This is a genomic window from Methylobrevis albus (assembly GCF_015904235.1).
GTDB classification, from domain to species: Bacteria; Pseudomonadota; Alphaproteobacteria; order Rhizobiales; family Pleomorphomonadaceae; genus Methylobrevis_A; species Methylobrevis_A albus.
In genome coordinates this window covers 1-18141 of record NZ_JADZLT010000042.1, presented here as the reverse complement: position 1 = coordinate 18141, position 18141 = coordinate 1, and the positions used below count along the sequence as shown (strand labels likewise).

18 protein-coding genes and 1 tRNA gene are annotated in these 18141 nt (G+C 71.9%); 11 read left to right on the top strand and 8 right to left on the bottom strand.

The window, feature by feature from the left end; translation table 11 throughout:
* Positions 1-2 precede the first annotated feature (2 nt).
* Positions 3-692, bottom strand: coding sequence for an RNA polymerase sigma factor (locus tag I5731_RS05125; RefSeq protein ID WP_197310298.1), 690 nt, complete (start codon positions 690-692; stop codon positions 3-5).
* A 234-nt stretch (positions 693-926) separates the two neighbouring features.
* Here I5731_RS05125 and I5731_RS05120 point away from each other — a divergent pair, with 234 nt between their 5' ends.
* The 6 genes from I5731_RS05120 (at position 927) to I5731_RS05095 (ending at position 6930) form a co-directional block, all read left to right on the top strand.
* Entirely contained in the window at positions 927-1241 is a 315-nt protein-coding gene (locus tag I5731_RS05120; RefSeq protein ID WP_197310297.1) for an anti-sigma factor, read from the top strand.
* Positions 1238-2575, top strand: a complete 1338-nt coding sequence (locus I5731_RS05115) for a tetratricopeptide repeat protein (RefSeq protein ID WP_197310296.1) — start codon at positions 1238-1240, stop codon at positions 2573-2575. Before I5731_RS05120 ends, I5731_RS05115 begins: the two co-directional genes overlap by 4 nt.
* A gap of 109 nt (positions 2576-2684) precedes the next feature.
* Complete coding sequence (locus I5731_RS05110; RefSeq protein ID WP_197310295.1) at positions 2685-3173, top strand: hypothetical protein; 489 nt, start codon at positions 2685-2687, stop codon at positions 3171-3173.
* Between the two features lie 61 nt (positions 3174-3234).
* Positions 3235-4890, top strand: a complete 1656-nt coding sequence (locus I5731_RS05105) for a thiamine pyrophosphate-binding protein (RefSeq protein WP_197310294.1) — start codon at positions 3235-3237, stop codon at positions 4888-4890.
* Positions 4862-6025, top strand: coding sequence for an OpgC family protein (locus tag I5731_RS05100; protein ID WP_197310293.1), 1164 nt, complete (start codon positions 4862-4864; stop codon positions 6023-6025). Before I5731_RS05105 ends, I5731_RS05100 begins: the two co-directional genes overlap by 29 nt.
* On the top strand, positions 6022-6930 hold the full coding sequence (locus I5731_RS05095) for an alpha/beta hydrolase family esterase (RefSeq protein ID WP_197310292.1): 909 nt from the start codon (positions 6022-6024) through the stop codon (positions 6928-6930). The genes I5731_RS05100 and I5731_RS05095 overlap by 4 nt, the downstream gene beginning before the upstream one ends.
* Before the next feature lie 83 nt (positions 6931-7013).
* On the opposite strand, the gene I5731_RS05090 is transcribed toward I5731_RS05095, so the two are convergent.
* Both I5731_RS05090 and I5731_RS05085 read right to left on the bottom strand, forming a co-directional pair.
* Positions 7014-7088 (bottom strand) — tRNA-Gly (locus tag I5731_RS05090).
* 198 nt (positions 7089-7286) lie between these two features.
* On the bottom strand, positions 7287-7925 hold the full coding sequence (locus tag I5731_RS05085) for an FMN-binding negative transcriptional regulator (RefSeq protein WP_197310291.1): 639 nt from the start codon (positions 7923-7925) through the stop codon (positions 7287-7289).
* Positions 7926-8379: 454 nt separating this feature from the next.
* Between I5731_RS05085 and I5731_RS05080 the strand changes: the two genes are divergently transcribed.
* Positions 8380-9177, top strand: a complete 798-nt coding sequence (locus I5731_RS05080) for an inositol monophosphatase family protein (RefSeq protein WP_197310290.1) — start codon at positions 8380-8382, stop codon at positions 9175-9177.
* Here the strand turns inward: I5731_RS05080 and I5731_RS05075 are convergent.
* Entirely contained in the window at positions 9167-9634 is a 468-nt protein-coding gene (locus I5731_RS05075; RefSeq protein ID WP_197310289.1) for a heme-degrading domain-containing protein, read from the bottom strand. The genes I5731_RS05080 and I5731_RS05075 overlap by 11 nt on opposite strands.
* 178 nt (positions 9635-9812) lie before the next feature.
* Between I5731_RS05075 and I5731_RS05070 the strand changes: the two genes are divergently transcribed.
* The 3 genes from I5731_RS05070 (at position 9813) to I5731_RS19970 (ending at position 12677) form a co-directional block, all read left to right on the top strand.
* Positions 9813-10271 (top strand): tellurite resistance TerB family protein, encoded by a 459-nt coding sequence (locus tag I5731_RS05070; protein WP_197310288.1) that lies wholly within the window; start codon positions 9813-9815, stop codon positions 10269-10271.
* Between the two features lie 14 nt (positions 10272-10285).
* Positions 10286-11152 (top strand): BadF/BadG/BcrA/BcrD ATPase family protein, encoded by an 867-nt coding sequence (locus I5731_RS05065; protein ID WP_197310287.1) that lies wholly within the window; start codon positions 10286-10288, stop codon positions 11150-11152.
* Between the two features lie 490 nt (positions 11153-11642).
* Entirely contained in the window at positions 11643-12677 is a 1035-nt protein-coding gene (locus I5731_RS19970) for an HD-GYP domain-containing protein (RefSeq protein ID WP_197310286.1), read from the top strand.
* Between the two features lie 33 nt (positions 12678-12710).
* On the opposite strand, the gene I5731_RS05055 is transcribed toward I5731_RS19970, so the two are convergent.
* On the bottom strand, positions 12711-13478 hold the full coding sequence (locus I5731_RS05055; protein ID WP_197310285.1) for a glutamine amidotransferase: 768 nt from the start codon (positions 13476-13478) through the stop codon (positions 12711-12713).
* Between the two features lie 293 nt (positions 13479-13771).
* Between I5731_RS05055 and I5731_RS05050 the strand changes: the two genes are divergently transcribed.
* Positions 13772-14092, top strand: coding sequence for an ArsR/SmtB family transcription factor (locus tag I5731_RS05050; RefSeq protein ID WP_197310284.1), 321 nt, complete (start codon positions 13772-13774; stop codon positions 14090-14092).
* A gap of 25 nt (positions 14093-14117) precedes the next feature.
* Here I5731_RS05050 and glpK read toward each other — a convergent pair whose 3' ends face one another.
* From glpK to I5731_RS05035, 3 genes are all read right to left on the bottom strand, one after another.
* Entirely contained in the window at positions 14118-15614 is a 1497-nt protein-coding gene (glpK, locus tag I5731_RS05045) for a glycerol kinase GlpK (protein ID WP_197310283.1), read from the bottom strand.
* 485 nt (positions 15615-16099) lie between these two features.
* Complete coding sequence (locus tag I5731_RS05040) at positions 16100-17818, bottom strand: ABC transporter substrate-binding protein (RefSeq protein WP_407941818.1); 1719 nt, start codon at positions 17816-17818, stop codon at positions 16100-16102.
* 104 nt (positions 17819-17922) lie between these two features.
* On the bottom strand, positions 17923-18141 hold a 219-nt coding region (locus I5731_RS05035), incomplete at its 5' end, for a DUF2160 domain-containing protein (RefSeq protein WP_197309599.1).

The window sequence follows — 18141 nt, the reverse complement described above, 5'->3', positions numbered from 1 at the left end:
CCTCAGGTCGCGGCGGCGGGCGGTGCTGCGCCCTTGGTCAGCGCTTCCAGCAGGCTACGCACGCGGGCGCGGGCGCGGTGCAGCAGCACGCGCTGGTTTTCCGGCGAGATGTCGAGCAGCCGGCAGGTTTCCGCCGCATCGTGCCCTTCGACGTCGCGCAGGATCATCACCGCGCGCTGCGCCGGCGGCAGCGCCGCGATGAAGCCGTCGACGTGGTGCCAGAGCTGCCGCCCGGCGAGAATGCGTTCCGGGTCGAGCCCGTCGAAGCCGGCCGGCGCCTCGCGCCAGTGACCGCTCTCGTCGAACCGGTCGGCCGCGACGGCGCGGAACGGCGCGGCCATCTCACCGTCCGCCTGCTCGGGCAGCGCGACGTAGCGCCGCTCGCGCCGCGCGAGGCTTTTCGCCTTGTTCATCAGGATCGCGATGATCCAGGTCGAGAGCTGGGCCCGGCCGTCGAACTGGTCGATATGGGCGAACACCGCGAGCCAGGTCTCCTGCGCCACCTCCTCGGCAAGGCCGCGTCGCCCGACGATGCTCTGGGCGAGCCCGACCAGCGCCGCGTGATGCCGGTCGACGAGCTGACGCAGCGCCGCCGGATCGCGCTGGCGCAGCGCCTCGACCATCAACGCGTCGGTGCTGATCCGCAGCGCAAACGCCGCCGCCGAGAGCCAGAATACCGCCTGGGACAGCATCCCCGATCCTTCCCAACTGCGTCGCCGCATGCCGGCTCGCGTCGCCATCTCGGCATGCCGCACTGCGGCGCGCAAGGCCCCCGGCGGGCCCGTCGGCGCACGTTGCGCTCGCGCCGCCATCAAAGTCCGGTGAAGCCCCGCCGGCGGACGGGCCGCCCCCTATCCCCGCCGCCGCGCGAGGCGCAGGCTGGTCGCAGCCGCCGGCCCGGCGCACGCCGCCCTCGCGAAAGCGTGATGCCCGAACGGCGTAACGTTCCGGGCGATCGCGTGTCGAACGGTCAGGCCAGCAGGAAAAGGGGAGCGGTCATGACCATCCGGTGCGACGAGATCCCCGACCGGGCCAGTGACTGGATCGATGCCGAAGGGCGCCGCCGCGACCGGCTCGCCCTCGCCCTGCACCTTGCGATCTGTTCCGATTGCCGAGGCTATGTGCGCGGCCTGAAGCAGACGCGGCGCCTCGTCGCCGCCGCGCTTCGCCGCCCGGTCGATCCCGCACTTCACCAGCGGCTGGGGCTTTCCCCCGCCGAGGACGAGGAACCGAGGCCATGACCATCGACCGCTACGGACTGGAAACGTCCGCCACCGACCCGGTCGCCGTCGCCGCCTTTGGCGATGCGGTGCACGGCGTCGCCGCCCATCGCCCCACGGCCGGCGCCGCCCTCGGGCGGTCGCTCGTCGCCGACCCCGATTTCGTCGCCGCCCACGCGCTGAAGGGCTTCGCCAACCTGATCCTCGCCCGCGAGGAACTGGTGCCGACCGCCGCCGCGGCGCTGGCCGACGCCCGCAGCGCCGCGCGGCGCCGGCCGGCGAGCGCCGACGAGGACGTCCTCGTCGCGGCGCTGTCCGACGCGCTGGACGGCCGTTTCGCCGGCGCCGCGCACCGGCTGGAGCGGGGCTTCGCCCGCCGCCCGACCACGCTGCTCCCGTTCAAGCTCGCCCATTCGCTGCGCTTCATGATCGGCGACGCCGGCGGCATGCTGGCCGCCTCCGACCATATGCTCGCCGCCTGGCAGGCCGACGATCCGGCCGCTGGTTTCCTGCTCGGCTGCCATGCCTTCGGCCTCGAGGAACACGGCGACTACGCCGCCGCCGAGCGCTTCGGCCGCCGCGCCGTGGCGCTCGCCCCCGAGGACGCCTGGGGCCAGCACGCCGTCGGCCACGTCTTCGAGATGCGCGGCGACACCGACGCCGGCATCGCCTGGCTCGAGGATGGGCGCGGGACATGGTCGCGCTGCAACAACTTCTCGTTCCACATGGCCTGGCACCTCGCCCTGCTGCTGCTCGAGCGGCGCGACAGGGACCGCGTGCTCGCCGTCTACGACGCGGAAGTGCGCCCGGTGCAGACCGACGATTTCCGCGACGTCGCCAACGCCGTGTCGCTGCTCTGGCGTCTCGACCGCTCCGGCATCGACGTCGGCCGCCGCTGGGACGACCTCGCCGAGATCGCCCGGCGCCGGCGCACCGACACCACGCTGGTCTTCGCCAGCCTGCACACGCTGATCGCCCTCGTCGCGGTCGGCGACCACGCCGGCGCCGCCGACATGACGGCGGCGCTTGCGGTGCGTGCGGCGGAGGCGAGCGAGCAGGGCCGCGTCGCCGCCCGCGTCGGCCTGCCGCTCGCCCGCGTCATCACCGGCATGGCCGAGCGTGGCCGCGGCCCGGCGCTCGACCGCCTCGCCCTCGACCTCCACCGCCTCGGCGGCAGCAACGCCCAGCGCGACCTCTTCATGCTGCTGCTTGCCGAAGCCGCCGACCTGGCCGGTGACGGCCATGCCTCGCGCGCGATCGATACCGTCCGCCACCGCCTCAAGACCGAAGACCGCCTGATCGCCGCCGTCTGCGGCCGCGAGCCCCACCTCGTCGCCGCCGTCCCGCACCACTAGCCAGTCCACGCCGCCACCGCGGCCGATCCCTGACCGCAACCCCTGACCGATCGCCGGGCACCCCGCCCGGCGGCTCGCCCCGCCACGTCTTCCGCCGAAAGGTTTCGCCATGACCACGCTTTCGACCACCCATCCCGACCGGCAGCTCTTCCCCGCCGTCACCCCGGCCCTCGCCGTCACCATCGTCCTCGCCGGGCTCTCCGCCGATGTCCTCTGGGAGGTCTGGGCCCGCCTCATCACGCCGATCTTCGTCGGCGGCCCGCTGGAGCCGGCCGGTCTCGTGCAGAGCGTCTTCGGCTTGCAGAGCCGCTTTCTCGCCGAACTGATCCACGCCGCGGTCGGCATCATCGCCTATCCGATCGGCTATCTCTTCGTCGCCCGCCCGCTGCAGCGCGCGCTCCTGCCCGGCCTGCCGCTGCTCCTCACCGGCATCGGCTTCGGCATCGGGCTCTGGATCTTCGCGCTCTACGTCATGGCGCACCTCATCGCCGGCCTGCCCGCCTTCCTCGGCTTCATCCCGTTGACCTGGGCCTCGCTGGTCGGCCATGTCATCTTCGGCGTCACCGTCGCTCTCGTGGTGCGCCGGCGCGGCGCCTGATGCCGCGCCGCTGCTCTTGCGCCGAGGTCCGATCACCGCCTCACCAACCGGACGGAGCCCGATGACCGGTCCAAACTCGAATTCTGCAGGCGACGCGCCCTCCCCGGGCCGCGTCGCCGACGCCGTCGCCACGACGCTCGCCGCCCACGGCGCCCGCCGCGCCTTCGGCATGCCCGGCGGCGAGGTCGTCACCCTCGTCGATGCGCTCGAAGCCGCCGGCATCGGCTTCCACCTCGCCCGGCACGAGACCGCCGCGGCGATCATGGCGGCCGGCGCCCATCTCGCCGGCGACGCGCTCGCCGTGCTCGTCACCACCGTCGGCCCGGGCCTCGCCAACGCCGTCAACGGCATCGCCGATGCGGCGCAGGAGCGCGTGCCGCTGATCGTGCTGTCTGGCATCGTCGACCGGCCGACCCGCGCCCGCTACACCCACCAGGTCTTCGACCATGCCGCCATGCTGCGGCCGCTGGTCAAGGCGAGCTTCGAGATCGAGCCGGAAAGCGCCGCTGCCACCGTTGCGCGGGCAATCGCGCTGGCGCTCGCCGAGCCGCCCGGCCCGGTGCACCTCGACCTCTCCCCCGCCGTCGCGGCAATGTCGCTTGGCGACGCCGCCCCCTGGCCGCCGGCGGACTGCCCGGCGCTCGCGCCCGACCCGGCCTCGCCCGCGATTCGCGCGCTCGCCGCCCGGCTCGCCGCCGCCGAGCGGCCGCTGATCCTAGCCGGCTTCGAGGCCGCCCGCGGCGGCGCCGGCCCGGCGCTCGCCGCGCTCGCCGAGGCGCGCGGCATTCCCGTCGTCACCACCTACAAGGCGAAGGGCATCCTGCCCGAGGACCATCCGCACAGCCTCGGCGGCGCCGGCCTGTCGCCGAAGGCCGACGCGATCCTGCTCGGCCTCATGGCGAGCGCCGATCTCGTGCTGCTCGCCGGCTACGACCCGATCGAGATGCGGCTCGGCTGGCTCGACCTCGCCGCCCCCGACCGGATCGCCGAGATCACCCGCTACCCCGCCGACCACGGCATGCACCGCGCCGGGAGCCGCATCGCGGCGGCCCCGGCCGACATCCTCGCGGCGCTCGTTGCCCTCGTGCCTGCGGGCGCCACCTGGCCGGACGGCGAGCCCACTGCTGCCCGCGCCCGCCTCGACGCCGCCTTCGCGGCCCCCGCGAGCGGCTTCGGCCCGCATGCGGTGGTCGAGGCGCTGGCGGTCGCCGCGGGCGATGACGCCGTCGTCACCGTCGACAGCGGCGCCCACCGCATCCTGCTGTCGCAGATGTGGCGCGCCGGCCGGCCGCTGCGGCTGCTGCAGTCGGCCGGGCTCTGCACCATGGCCGCCGCCCTGCCGCTGGCGATCGGCGTCGCCGCCGCCGACCCGAAGGCGTGCGTCTTCGCGGTGATGGGCGACGGCGGGCTCGAGATGGGCATCGGCGAACTCGCCACCCTGCGCGACCTCGGCCGCCCGCTCACCGTCGTCGTGTTCCAGGACGAAAGCCTCGCGCTGATCGCCATGAAACAGGCCGCAGCGGGCCTCGCCCCGGCCGGCGTCGCGCTCGGCGCCACGGATTTTGCGGCGATCGCCCGCGGCTTCGGCGGCCACGGCGAGACCGTCGCCAGCCGCGCCGACCTCGACGCCGCCTTTGCTGCCGCAGCAAACCGCCGCGACCGCTTCACCCTGATCGCCTGCCGGTTCGATGCCAGTGCTTACCAGAACGCCTTCTGAACCCGCCGCGGCGACCCGCGCGCCCGCACCGCCCGCGAAGCGCCCGCGCGATCCGCGGCTCGACGTCTTCCGCGGCATCGGCATGGCGATCATCCTGATCGCCCATGTCCCCGGCAACCCGTGGATCCTCTGGATCCCGGCCCGCTTCGGCTTCTCCGACGCGACCGAGATCTTCGTCTGCCTCTCCGGCATGGCCTCGGCGATCGCCTTCGGCCGCGTCTTCGACCGCGAGGGTTTTGCGCTTGGCACGGCGCGCGTCGCCCAGCGCGTCTGGCAGGTCTACTGGGCCCACGTCTGCCTGTTCCTCACTGTCGCCGCGATCATGGTCGTCGCGGGCACGGCGCCGAACGGCCTGCCCTATGTCAACGGCCTCAACCTGCACCCCTTCTTCAACGACCCCATGCCGCAGCTCGTCGGGCTGCTGACGCTGACCTACGTGCCGAACTACTTCGACATCCTGCCGATGTATCTCGTCATCCTCGCGCTGATGCCGCTGGTGCTGGCCGCCGAGCGGCTGCACCGCGCCGCCGCCTTCGCCCTCGTCGGCGGGCTCTGGCTCACGGCGCAGACCGGGGCGCTCGACCTCCCCGCCGAGCCGTGGTCGGAGCGGCCGTGGTTCTTCAACCCGTTCGGCTGGCAGCTGATCTTCTTCTGCGGCTTCTTCCTGATGCGCGGCCGGCTGCCGGCGCCGCCGTGGCGGCCGGCCTATGCGGCGCTCGCCGCCCTCGTGCTGCTGGCGACGATCCCGTTCGCCTGGCACGTCGCGCTGCGCGGCGTGCCGGCCTTCGCCGAGGTCGCCGAGGCGCTGCGGCCGCTGACGTCGAAATCGAGCTTCGGCATCCTGCGCCTCGTGCATTTCGGCGCCCTCGCCTACCTCGCCTACCACCTCGCGGGCGAAGGCGGGCGCCGGCTCAAGGGCCCGCTGGTCCGGCTCGTCGCCGTGGTCGGCCAGCAGTCGCTTGCTGTCTTCCTCGCCAGCATGGTGATCGCGCAGATGCTCGGCATCCTGATGGACCACACCGGCCGCGGCCCGCTCAGCGTCGCCGCCGCCAACCTCCTAGGCCTCGCCGGCCTCGTCGCCGTCGCCTTCACGGTGCGCTGGTTCAAGCAGGCGCCCTGGAAGGCGGCCGGATGAGACAGGACGGGATCGACCGGCAGGCGGCGTTCGGCCCGGGGCTTTCTCGCCACCGCCTCGGCGGTGCGGGCCGCGACCTCGGCCGGGTGTGGCTGCTGGGGCTCGTCCTCATCGCGGCCTTCGCCGGGCCGGCGACCACCGCCGAACCAGCGCCGTGTGGCGGCGACGTGCCCTGCGCCGTCGCCGGCGGCAGCTACCGGATCGAGCTTCCCGCCGGCGTGCCGCCCGCAGAACTGCGCGGCGTCTACCTGTTCTTTCACGGCTACATGAATTCCGCCGAAGGCCAGATGCGCGACCGCGCGCTGGTGACCGCCGCCGCCGCCCGCGGCCTTGCGTTTGCCGCCGTCGACGGGCTGGACGGCACCTGGTCGCATCCCGGCGCGCCGGCGTCCGCGCGCGACGAGTTCGCCGTCACCGCCGCCGTGCTCGACGACCTCGACGCCCGCTTCGGCTTCGGCCGCGACCGCGTCGTCGTCGGCGGCTTCTCGCAAGGGGCGTCGATGGCCTGGTACGCGCTGTGCCGCCTCGGCGACCGCATCGCAGCCGGCGTCACCTTCTCCGGCGTGTTCTGGAACCCGCTGCCCGCGCCCGGCGACTGCACTGCGGCGCTGCCGCCGCTCGTCCACATCCACGGCCGCGCCGACGGCACCTTCCCGCTCGCCGGCCGGCCGATCGGCAGCCGCTGGCACCAGGGCGACACCCGCGCCAGCATCGCGATCCTCGAAGCCCGCGCCGGCTGCACCGCGACCACCTCGCGCGCCCTCGCCGACGTCGCCGACTGTACGGTCGCCACCGGCTGCCGCCGCGGCGACATCGCCCTCTGCCTGCACCCCGGCGGCCACACCGTCCTGCCGGACCTCTTCGGCCCGGCGCTCGACCTGCTCGGCGTTCCGCCCGCCCGCTGACCAGACACTTCGATCGCGGCGGGGCCAAAACGCAAAAAGGCCCGCGCGAGCGGACCTTCAGGATCGACCTGTTTTTGAGAAACTGGAGCGGGCGATGGGATTCGAACCCACGACCCCAACCTTGGCAAGGTTGTGCTCTACCCCTGAGCTACGCCCGCAAACCAGTATCTGACGCCTCATCGTTGCTGCCCGTGAGAGCCGCCGCGCCGAAGCCGCGCCTATATGAACCAAGTCGGATTCGATTGCAACAGGGAAGATCGCGCGGCGTGCAGACCGGCGGAGGAGGGCCGAAATTCCGCGGAAAACCGCCTCGCCGCCAGGCTCCCCCGCCCGTTCGGATCGATCCCGTCGCCGCCTCAATCGGCGGACGGTCCCCGCATCAGCGCGGCGACGGCCGCCGCCGGCGCGGTTGCTTCCTCGTCCAGTCCCGCGATCACGCCAGACCGATCGGCGGGATTGCGGTTCTGGCTGAGCTTGAATTTCCCGACCAGAGCGTCGATCCGCACCTCGATCCCGACGATGCCGCGCAGCTGCGCCGCGATGAACGCGTCCGGCGCATCGCCGACCGCCCACGGCGCCGGCCGGCCCGATTCGTGCGCCGCCGTCAGCCGCTCGATCTGGCCGCGCACCCAGACCGGGTCGTCGTGCACGACGAGCCGGCCGGTCGCCTGCACGAGGCTGTAGTTCCACGTCGGTACCACCTTGCCGGTCTCGGCCTTGGTAGCGTACCAGCCGGGCGAGACGTAGTGCTCCGGCCCCTGGAACACGACGACGACCGGCTCGGCCGGATCGTGCAGCCGCCACAGCGGGTTGGCGCGGGCGACATGCGCCTCCAGCCGGCCGAACCCCGCCTCCTCCGGCACATGCCGGAACGGCACCGCATCGACCACCGGGACGCCCTCGCCGCGGGTGACGAGCAGCCCGAGCGGATGCGCGGCGAGGAAGGCGAGCATCTGGGGCAGGTCGTCGGCAATGAAATGCGGCGGCTGGTACATGGCAGGGTCCGACGGCATGGCTGGGGCAGCACTGGAGGGCATTGGTGCACGGGGGCGATCGGGCGGCAAGCGCTGCCGCCGGGCAATCACCTGCGCCGCGCGCGCGAAGGCGCCTAGGAGTGCGGGCTTAGTCGTAGAGACATCCCTCCCCCTTCTGGGGAGGGTGGCGAGCGCAGCGAGCCGGGAGGGGTAGCAGCCTCTCCACGGATCGAAGGCGAGGCCGTAACCCCTCCCGACCCGGCCTTTGGCCGGGCCACCCTCCCCACAAGGGGGAGGGATTCTTCCACCACCGAGCCCGGGGTCAGGGCCTCCACCCGCCACCCTGCCATGCACCCGTCCCCGGTTTCGCCCCGCGCGGTCGCCTGATATGGCCCTGCAACATCGCCGCCCTACCCTGTCGCGGCCGCCCGCCCGCACAACCCGTCCGCGCCCGTCCGCCTCCGAAGGATCCCCGATGACCACCCTGTCCGATCCCGCCATCGACGCCCGCTTCGCCTTCGTGCAGGCCCTCGTCGCCGAGGCCGGCGACCTCGCGAACGGCTACTTCCAGCGGCTCGGCACGCTCACCATCAAGACGAAGGGCCTGCAGGATCTCGCCAGCGAGGCCGATGTCGAGACCGAGCGCCTGATTCGCGGCCGCATCGCCGAGGCGTTTCCCGAGGACGCCTTCCTCGGCGAGGAGACCGGCATGACCGCGCTGGCGCCGGGCCAGGGCATCTGGGTGGTCGATCCGATCGACGGCACCCAGCCCTTCCTCAGCGGCATGTCGAACTGGTGCGTCTCGATCGCGTACCTCCGCGCCGGCGTGATCGAGATCGGCGCCGTCTACGCCCCGGCCCGGAGCGAGGTGTTCCTCGCCCGGCACGGCACCCCGTCGACGCTCAACGGCCGGGCGCTGACGCTGCATCCGGGCCAGGCGCTCGACCAGGGCGTCGTCAGCGTCGGCTATTCGACCCGCGTCGGACCGGGTCCCGTGCTGCCGGTGCTGGAGCGACTGCTGCGCCAGGGCGGCATGTTCCACCGCGACGGCTCCGGCGCGCTCGGCCTCTGCTATGTCGGCTGCGGCCGGCTGCTCGGCTACGTCGAGAGCCACATCAATTCCTGGGACTGCCTCGCCGCCATCGCGGTGATCGAGGGCGCCGGCGGCAAGGTCAACGACTTCCTCGCCGGCGACGGCCTCACCCGTGGCAACCCGGTGATCGCGGGCGCGCCGGCGATCTACCCGGCGCTCGAGGCCCTGCTCACCGGCTGAGGAACTCGGCCAGCGCCTCGACCACCAGCGCATGGTCGTCGCGCTGCGGCAGGCCGGAGACGGTGACGACGCCGACGAGGCCGACGTCCTTCACCGTGATCGGGAAGGCGCCGCCGTGCGCGGCATAGGTCCTGGGGTCGACGAGGAACTTCGCCTCGAACGACAGCCCCTGCTGCCGGCAGAGTTCGCCGACGTAGAGCGAGCTGTGCCCGAAGCGGTAGACCACCGCGGACTTCCGTTCGACCCAGCGGTCGTTGTCGGCCGCGGTGCCGGCGAGCGCCGCATGGAACAGCTGCTGGCCGGCGCGCGAGACGTCGACGGTGATCGGCAGGCCGCGCGCCCGGCCGCGGGCGAGGATGTCGAGGCCGAGCGCGATCGCCGTCTCGTTGTCGAAGCGCGTGAAAACGAGGCTGCGTTCCTGCTCCAGCAGGTCGTCGAGCGGAATCGGGTCGGCCATCGTCGGTCCTCTCATGCAGGCGGGCGCGGATGCGGTGTGTGACACTGAAGCCGCAGTCGTCCGCGATCAAGCGCCGTGCCTGCGCCTTCGCGTTGCGATGGCGCCGCCGCTGCCTATGATCGATCCGGAGAGGAGCGGCCGCCATGGCCGATCCCCGCGGCGCGGAGCGGATCGCTTGGTGTTCGACGCCCTCATGACGATGCTGCGCGACCTCACGGGCCGCGACGAAGCCGACGACGGCGTCGTCGACGTCCGTCTCGCCACGGCGGCGCTGATGGTGCACGTCGTGGCGATCGACGGCGCGACCACCGTGTCGGAGCGCGAGACCATGCGCGGCGCGCTGATGAAGGCGTTCAAGCTCTCCGGTGGTCGCACCGACGCGCTGATCGCCGAGGCGCGCCGGCTCGACCTCGAGGCGGTCGACCTCACCGGCTTCACCGCGGTGATCAACCGGCGGCTCGAGCTCCCCGCCCGCGAACGGCTGATCGAGATCCTCTGGGAACTCGTCTATTCCGACGGCCTCGCCCAGGAACTCGAAGACGACATCATCTGGCGCATTGCCGACCTGCTCGGCGTCTCCAGCACCGTGCGGCTGCGCCTGAAGAAGCGCATCGCCGCCACCGCGCGCGGCACGTGACGGACACGGCCGCCGTGCTCCGGACCCCGCGCTTCTTCATCGGCGTCGACGGCGGCGGCACCGGCTGCCGCGCCCGCCTCGTCGACCGGGACGGCCGCATCCTCGCCGAGGGCCGCGGCGGCCCCGCCAACCTCACCCTCGGGCTCGAGCCCGCCACCGCCGCGCTCGCCGCCGCCGTCGGCGACGCCTTCGCCGCGGCCGGCCTCGGCCCGGCCGACCGCGCCGACACCGACGCCGCCTTCGGCCTCGCCGGCGTCGAGGCGAGCGGCACCGCCGCGGCGCTCGCCGCGCACGCTTTCGGCCTCGGCCGCCTCGCCGTCGTCTCCGACGCCGAAACCGCCTGCCTCGGCGCCCACGCCGGCCGCGACGGCGCCATCCTCATCCTCGGCACCGGCAGCCAGGGCTATGCGCGCCGCGGCGCGGCACGGATCCGGGTCGGCGGCTGGGGCTTTGCGATCAGCGACGGCGGCTCGGGCGCCGTGCTCGGCCAGCGCGCCGTGCGCCGGGCGCTCGCCGCCCACGAGGGGCTGGCGCCGGCGTCGGCGCTGACGGCGGCGGTGATGCAGCCGCATGCCGACGCTGCCGCGCTCTGTGCCTGGTCGCTCGGCGCAAGGCCCGCCGATTACGGCGCGCTTGCGCCGCTGGTCTTTGCCCATGCGGAAGCCGGCGACCGGGTCGCGCTGGCGCTGCGCGATGAGGCGGTGGCGGAGGTGGAGGCGCTGGTCGGCGTGCTCGCGGGTCAGGCGGAGGCGCCGGTGGCGCTCGTCGGCGGCCTCGCCGCGGTCTATCGCCCGCTGCTCGGGCCCCAGCTGGCGCCGATCCTGGCGCTGCCGGCGGGCGATGCGATGGACGGGGCGCTGATGCTGGCCCGCAGGGCCTGAGCGGGCGCCCGGAAACACTTGCCGGATCGGAAGCCGGCCCTACGCAAAACCAGGCTGGGCCACTTGCTTCCGTCCGGCAGGTCGACGACGCGAAACTGACTGCCGACACCCGGACTTTCGCAGGTCGTGGTTGCCAAATCGTTGTCGCCGGCGAGAGATCACAGCCCTAGCTGCCCCCGGCGCGGCGCCGGAAAATGCCGCGTCTTCAAGAGGATGATCCGGGTTTGGGCGGTTTTGCATTTTGCGAGGCGCAAAAATCGAAGTCGCGATATGCGAAATTGCGCGCCGCATCCGCAATCCATGACTGCCCGCCCGCTTTCGCCGCGCACCACGCGGGGCGCCGGCCGCCGCCTGCGGTCTTTTGCTGACTGACACTCATCGATAAAAGACATTATTTAACCCGCAATACATATGATGACGCCATGCATCAACCCGAACTGGTTGAGGCGAGGAGTTCAGTTTGAAACGCGCCTTGTTGATCTGCCGCCGCGTGGATGATGCGCGCGCGCTCGCCACCGCCATGGCGCGGTCGGGCATCGCCGCCGACCTCATGGTGATCGACGACCTCGCCCGGTCGCCCGGCGCGGTTCCCGACGCGCCCGTCTACATCATCGCCGAGCCGCAGGGCGTCGCGACCGCGGCGGCCTGGCGCGCGATCGCCCGGCCCGCGTCCTTGCGGCGGACGATCGTGTGGGGACCGAACGTCACCGCCGGTGACATCGTCGCGCTCGACAACCTCGGCATCGGCTACGTCACCAAGGCCGGCCCGCGCCTCGATCCGCTGCTCAGGCTGATCGGCGTCATCGACGCCGACTATCTCGCCGCCAGCCGGATGCGGGTCACCGAAGCCAAGGCCGTCGCCCATTCGGTGTTCCAGGCGACGGCCGCCGCCTTCGAGATGTTCGGCTCGATGCCGACCTTCGATCGCGACTTCTACGCCGGGCTCAGCCAGGACTTCTCGCGCCAGGTGGAGACCACCCCGCTCTACCTGCTGATCGACGCGATCTCGCGCAATCAGGACACCACGATCCAGCACTGCTCGCTGGTCACCACCGTTGCCGTCGCCTTCGCCAGCCATCTCGGCCTGTCGGGCCGCGAGGTGTCGCGCCTGTTCACGGCGGCCTTCTTCCACGACATCGGCAAGTCGGCGATCCCGAAGTCCGTGATCGACAAGCCCGGGCGGCTGACCGAGGACGAAACGCGCCTGATGCGCAGCCACGTCACCGTCGGCCACGAGATTCTCAGCCGCTATCCCGAAACCGCCGGCGAAGTCGCCGAGGTGGCGCTGCATCACCACGAGATGCTGGACGGCTCGGGCTATCCGCAGGGCCTGCGCGGCACCGAGATCTCGGACCTGATCCGCATCGTCACCATCTGCGACATCTTCGCGGCGCTAATCGAGCGGCGCTCCTACAAGGAGCCGCTGCCCGCCCGCGAGGCCTACGACATCATCGTCGGCATGGGGCCGAAGCTCGACCAGGACCTCGTCGGCGCCTTCGAGAGCGTTGCCTTTTCCGTCGCCTGAGGTCTTGCGGGTGCCCGGGCGCGCGGGCCCGGCTCAGCCGGCCGCGGCCTGCGCCGCCGGCTGGTCGGCCGTGCCGATCCAGAGGTCGAGGAACCGGTCGAGCCAGGCGCGCACCGCCGCATCGTGCAGCGCGCGGCCGGCGAAATGATCGCGCCGCCCCTGCGCCCCCGGCATCGCCATGCGGGCGCTGCCGTGCACGGTCCAGCGGTTCATCATGTGATAGGTGAGCTCGGCGTGGAACTGGATGCCGTAGGCGGCCGGGCCGACCCGGAACGCCTGGTTCTCGAAGGCGTCGCCGGTCGCGAGCAACTCGCCGCCCGCCGGCACCTCGAAGCCCTCGCGGTGCCACTGGTAGACGAAGTCCGGCCAGTCCATCAGGCTGCTGCCGCTCGCCGTCGGCCGCAGCCGGTAGTAGCCGATCTCGGCGAGGCCATCGCCGTGCGGCGCGACGCGGGCGCCGAGATGGCGCGCCAGCATCTGCGCCCCGAGGCAGATGCCGAGGAACGGCGCCTGCTCGCGCAGCGGCACCTCCATCCAGTCGATCTCGCGGTGGATCCAGGGCTCGGGATCGTTGGCGCTCATCGGCCCGCCGAACACCACCGCGCCGCGATGCGCCTCCAGCGTCTGCGGCAGCAGGTCGCCGAAGCGCGGCCGGCGGATATCGAGGTGAAAGCCGCGCCGCTCCAGCGCCTGGCCGACGCGGCCGGGGCTCGACGTCTCCTGGTGCAGGACGATCAGCACCTTCGGCCGTTCGGCGGGCGGAACACTCGGGGCGGGCGGCGCGGACGGAGCGGTGGGCATGATTCCTGGGCGCACTCGGCGGGGCGGGAGGCAGGCGTCGGCGGCGTTCGGCGCCGATACCGGCGATTCGTGCGGCCGAACGCCTCTACAATGCCGCGCATAGCCGCCAAAATGAAGGCCACGCGGAAAACCTGTGCAAGTCGTCGTCTTTCCGCGCTCCTTGCAGGGCTCGGCGTGCCTGCCATGCAAAACCGCGACGGCGACTTTCGCCCCCGGCGCCGAGGCTCTATGGTCGGGGTCGGTGCCGCGCGAAACGAGACCCCTTCGAAGGCGCGCTACACATGAGGACGGTCATGAACGACACGGCGGTCGCGGCGGCCGGGCTGGAAGGCCGCGCCGAGGAAGCGGCGCAGCTGCTGGCGGCGCTCGGGCAGCCGAAGCGGCTGATGGTGCTGTGCAGGCTGGTCGATCGCGAGATGTCGGTCGGCGCGCTCGCCGAAACCGTCGGCCTCAGCCAGTCGGCACTGTCGCAGCACCTCGCCAAGCTGCGCGACCTCGGCATCGTCGCCACCCGGCGCGACGCCCAGACGATCTACTACCGCCTCGCCTCGCACGATGCCCGCCGCGTCATCGAGGTGCTCTACGACATCTACTGCCCGGACGGCGCGGCCTGAGCGGCCGCTGCAGCACCGGCGCGTCCTAGCGCACCCGGGTCCGCGCCACCGCATCCCGCCAGCCGGCGAGCTTGCGCCGCCGCGCCTCGTCGCCGAGGTCCGGCTCGAAACGGCGGTCGCGGCGCCAGGATGCGGCAAAGCCCGCCTCGTCCGGCCACAGCCCGGCCTGCCGCCCCGCGAGCCAGGCGGCGCCGAGCGCCGTCGTCTCGCGGATCACCGGCCGGTCGACCGGCGCGTCGAGGATGTCGGCGAGGCGCTGCATGGTCCAGTCGCTCGCCACCATGCCGCCGTCGACGCGCAGGATGGTCTCGCCACCGGCGTCCCCGCTCGCCCAGTCGCCGTGCATCGCGTCGACGAGGTCGGCGGTCTGGTAGCAGACGGCCTCCAGCGCCGCGCGGGCGAACTCGTTCGGCCCGGTGTTGCGCGTCATGCCGAAGATCGCCGCGCGCGCGTCAGGGTCCCACCACGGCGCGCCGAGGCCGGTGAAGGCCGGCACCAGGTAGACGTCCTGCTCGGGGTCGGCGGCCGCCGCCATGGCGCCGGTCGAATCCGCCTTGTCGATCAGCTTCAGCCCGTCGCGCAGCCACTGCACCGCCGCGCCCGCGACGAAGATCGAGCCCTCCAGCGCATAGGTCGTGCGCCCGTCGAGGCGATAGGCGATGGTGGTGAGCAGCCGGTTGTTCGACGTCACGAAGGCGTCGCCGGTGTTGAGCACGGCAAAGCAGCCGGTGCCGTAGGTGGATTTCAGCATGCCGGGCTCGAAGCAGGCCTGCCCGACGGTCGCCGCCTGCTGGTCGCCGGCGACGCCGAAGATCGGGATCGGCCGGCCGAACAGCGCCGGATCGGTCGCGCCGAAATCGGCGGCACAGTCCTTCACCTCCGGCAGCATCGCGCGCGGAATGCCGAGCAGCTTCAAGAGTTCGTCGTCCCAGTCGCCGGTGCGGATGTCATAGACCAGCGTCCGCGCGGCGTTGGTGGCGTCGGTCGCGTGCACCCGGCCGCCGGTGAGGTTCCAGATCAGCCAGCTGTCGACCGTGCCGAAGGCGAGCTCACCCGCCTCGGCCCGGGCGCGGGCGCCGTCGACGTGCTCGAGGATCCAGGCGATCTTGGTGCCGGAGAAATAGGGATCGAGCAGCAGCCCGGTCTTCGCCGAGAACGCCGGCTCGGCGCCCTCCGCCTTCAGCCGGTCGCAGAGCTCGGCCGTGCGCCGGTCCTGCCAGACGATCGCCGGATAGACCGGCGTGCCGGTCGCCTTGTCCCAGACCAGCGTCGTCTCGCGCTGGTTGGTGATGCCGATCGCCGCGATCTCGTCGACCTCCACCCGGGCGGCGGCGAGCGCCGCCTTCACCGTCTCCACCGTCGTGCGCCAGAGGTCGGCCGGATCGTGCTCGACCCAGCCCGGATGCGGATAATGCTGCGGAAACTCCTGCTGCCCGGTGCCGGCCACCGCCCGGTCGGGTCCGAACACGATGGCCCGCGTCGACGTGGTGCCCTGGTCGATGGCGAGGATATGTCCGCTCATGTCGTCTCCCCTGTCGCCGCGCCGGCGGCGGATCGCTGGTCGTGTCGGGGGAGCCGCCCCCGGATTGCGCAGTCGCTGCCGGGACTGTGGAGTTCGGCGGCCCGGCGGGCGAATGCCGTCGATCGGTATCCGGCTCCGGCCCTTCCGTCGTCATCGCCGGGCTTGACCCGGCGACCCGCTCGCCGCGCCGCGGGCGGAGGCTCGAGCGAAAAGACAAGACGGTGCCTGAGGATAAGCCATCGCGCAGGGCGAGGCCATCGGGTTGCCGGGTCGAGCCCGGCAACGACCGTGGTTCCGGTCCCCCTCGTCCCCTCCCCGTCCCCGTCATGATGCGCGCAGGCGGACCATGACAGTGAGTAAAGGCAGTCGAACGAAAGCGACTCCGGTCGCATTCCCGCGCTTCACCCCTCGAACGTCGGCCGGGGCGTCGCCGCCCCGGCCTTTCTCGTGTCACGTCACCGGCCGGTCACCCAGCCGGGCCGGGATCAGTTCTTCGCGTCGGCCCAGCTCTTCACCAGCTCGTCGTAGTTGACGGTGATGGGCTGTTCCTTTTCGTTCTCGACCTTGGGCTGCGGGGCGAGGGTGCCGTTGGCTTTGGCCTGCTCGACCCAGTATTCGAGGTCGTGCTCCTCGTTGAGCTTCGGGCCGATGTCACCCTGGACGCCGGCGCGCTCGAGGCGCGACAGCACCTTCTCCTGCTCCTCGCAGAGCGAGTCCATCGCCTCCTGCGCCGACTTCGCGCCCGACGACGCGTCGCCGATCGCCTGCCACCAGAGCTGGGCGAGCTTCGGATAGTCCGGCACGTTGGTGCCGGTCGGCGACCACTGCACGCGGGCCGGCGAGCGGTAGAACTCGATCAGGCCGCCGAGCTTCGGCGCCCGCTCGGTGAAGCTCTCGTGCCGGATCGAGCTTTCGCGGATCAGCGTCAGGCCGACATGGCTCTTCTTGACGTCCACCGTCTTCGAGACGACGAACTGCGCGTAGAGCCAGGCCGCCTTGGCGCGGTCGACCGGGGTCGACTTCAAGAGCGTCCACGAGCCCACGTCCTGGTAGCCGAGCTTCATGCCGTCCTTCCAGTAGACGCCATGCGGCGAGGGGGCGAAGCGCCACTTCGGCGTGCCGTCCTCGTTCACCACCGGCAGGCCGTCCTTGACGAGGTCGGCGGTGAAGGCGGTGTACATGAACATCTGCTGGGCGATGTTGCCCTGCGCCGGCACCGGGCCGGATTCGGAGAAGGTCATGCCCTGCGCTTCCGGCGGGGCGTAGGCCTTCAACCAGTCGAGGTACTTCTGGATCGCGTAGACCGAGGCCGGGCCGTTGGTGTCGCCGCCGCGCGCGACGCAACTGCCCACGGGCCGCGAGTTCTCGTCGACACGGATGCCCCACTCGTCGACCGGCAGGCCGTTCGGCAGGCCCTTGTCGCCGTTGCCGGCCATCGACAGCCAGGCGTCGGTGAAGCGCCAGCCGAGCGACGGGTCCTTCTTGCCGTAGTCCATGTGGCCGAACACGGCCTTGCCGTCGACGTCGCGGCCGGTGAAGAACTCGGCGATGTCCTCATAGGCCGACCAGTTGACCGGCACGCCGAGGTCGTAGCCGTACTTCGCCTTGAAGTCGGCCTTGTTGGTCTCGTCGTTGAACCAGTCGTAGCGGAACCAGTAGAGGTTGGCGAACTGCTGGTCGGGCAGCTGGTAGAGCTCGCCGTCCGGGGCGGTGGTGAACTTCAGGCCGATGAAGTCCTCGAGGTCGAGGCCGGGGTTGGTGACGTCCTTGCCCTCGTTCGCCATCCAGTCGGTCAGGCTGCGCGCCTGCTGGTAGCGCCAGTGCGTGCCGATCAGGTCCGAATCGTTGACGTAGCCGTCGTAGATGTTCTCGCCCGACTGCATCTGCGTCTGCAGCTTCTCGACGACGTCGCCCTCGCCGATCAGGTCGTGGGTGATCTTGATGCCGGTGATCGCGGTGAACGCCGGCGCCAGCACCTTCGATTCATACTCGTGCGTCGCGATGGTCTCCGACACCACCTTGATGTCGAGGCCGGCCAGCGGCGCCGCGGCGTCGATGAACCACTGCATCTCCGCTTCCTGCTCGGCGCGGCTGAGCGCCGACATGTCGCCGACCTCGGCGTCGAGGAAGCGCTTCGCGGCATCCATGTCCGCGAAGGCGGTATTTGCACTCATCATCAGGGCCGCCACGGCCGCCGATGCCATCCATGTCCGTCGCATAGTCGATCCTCCCAAGGATTCGAATTCTTCGTTGCCGGTTCCCACGCATGGACGGCCGCGCCTTGCCGCCGTCCGTCCCTGACCGCCCCCTACACCCAGCGAAACACGCAGAGCGCGTAGCCGAGGCAGAGGGCCAGAGCCCACCACAGGCTCGGGCCGACCAGCCCGAGCCAGAAAAGACAGATGAACGCGCTGCCGAGCAGCGACACGAACAACCGGTCGCCCCGCGTCGTCTCGAAGCGCAGGATCCCCACCCGCGGACTGCCGCCCGGCACCGCGTACTCCCACACCCCCATCCCGATCAGCAG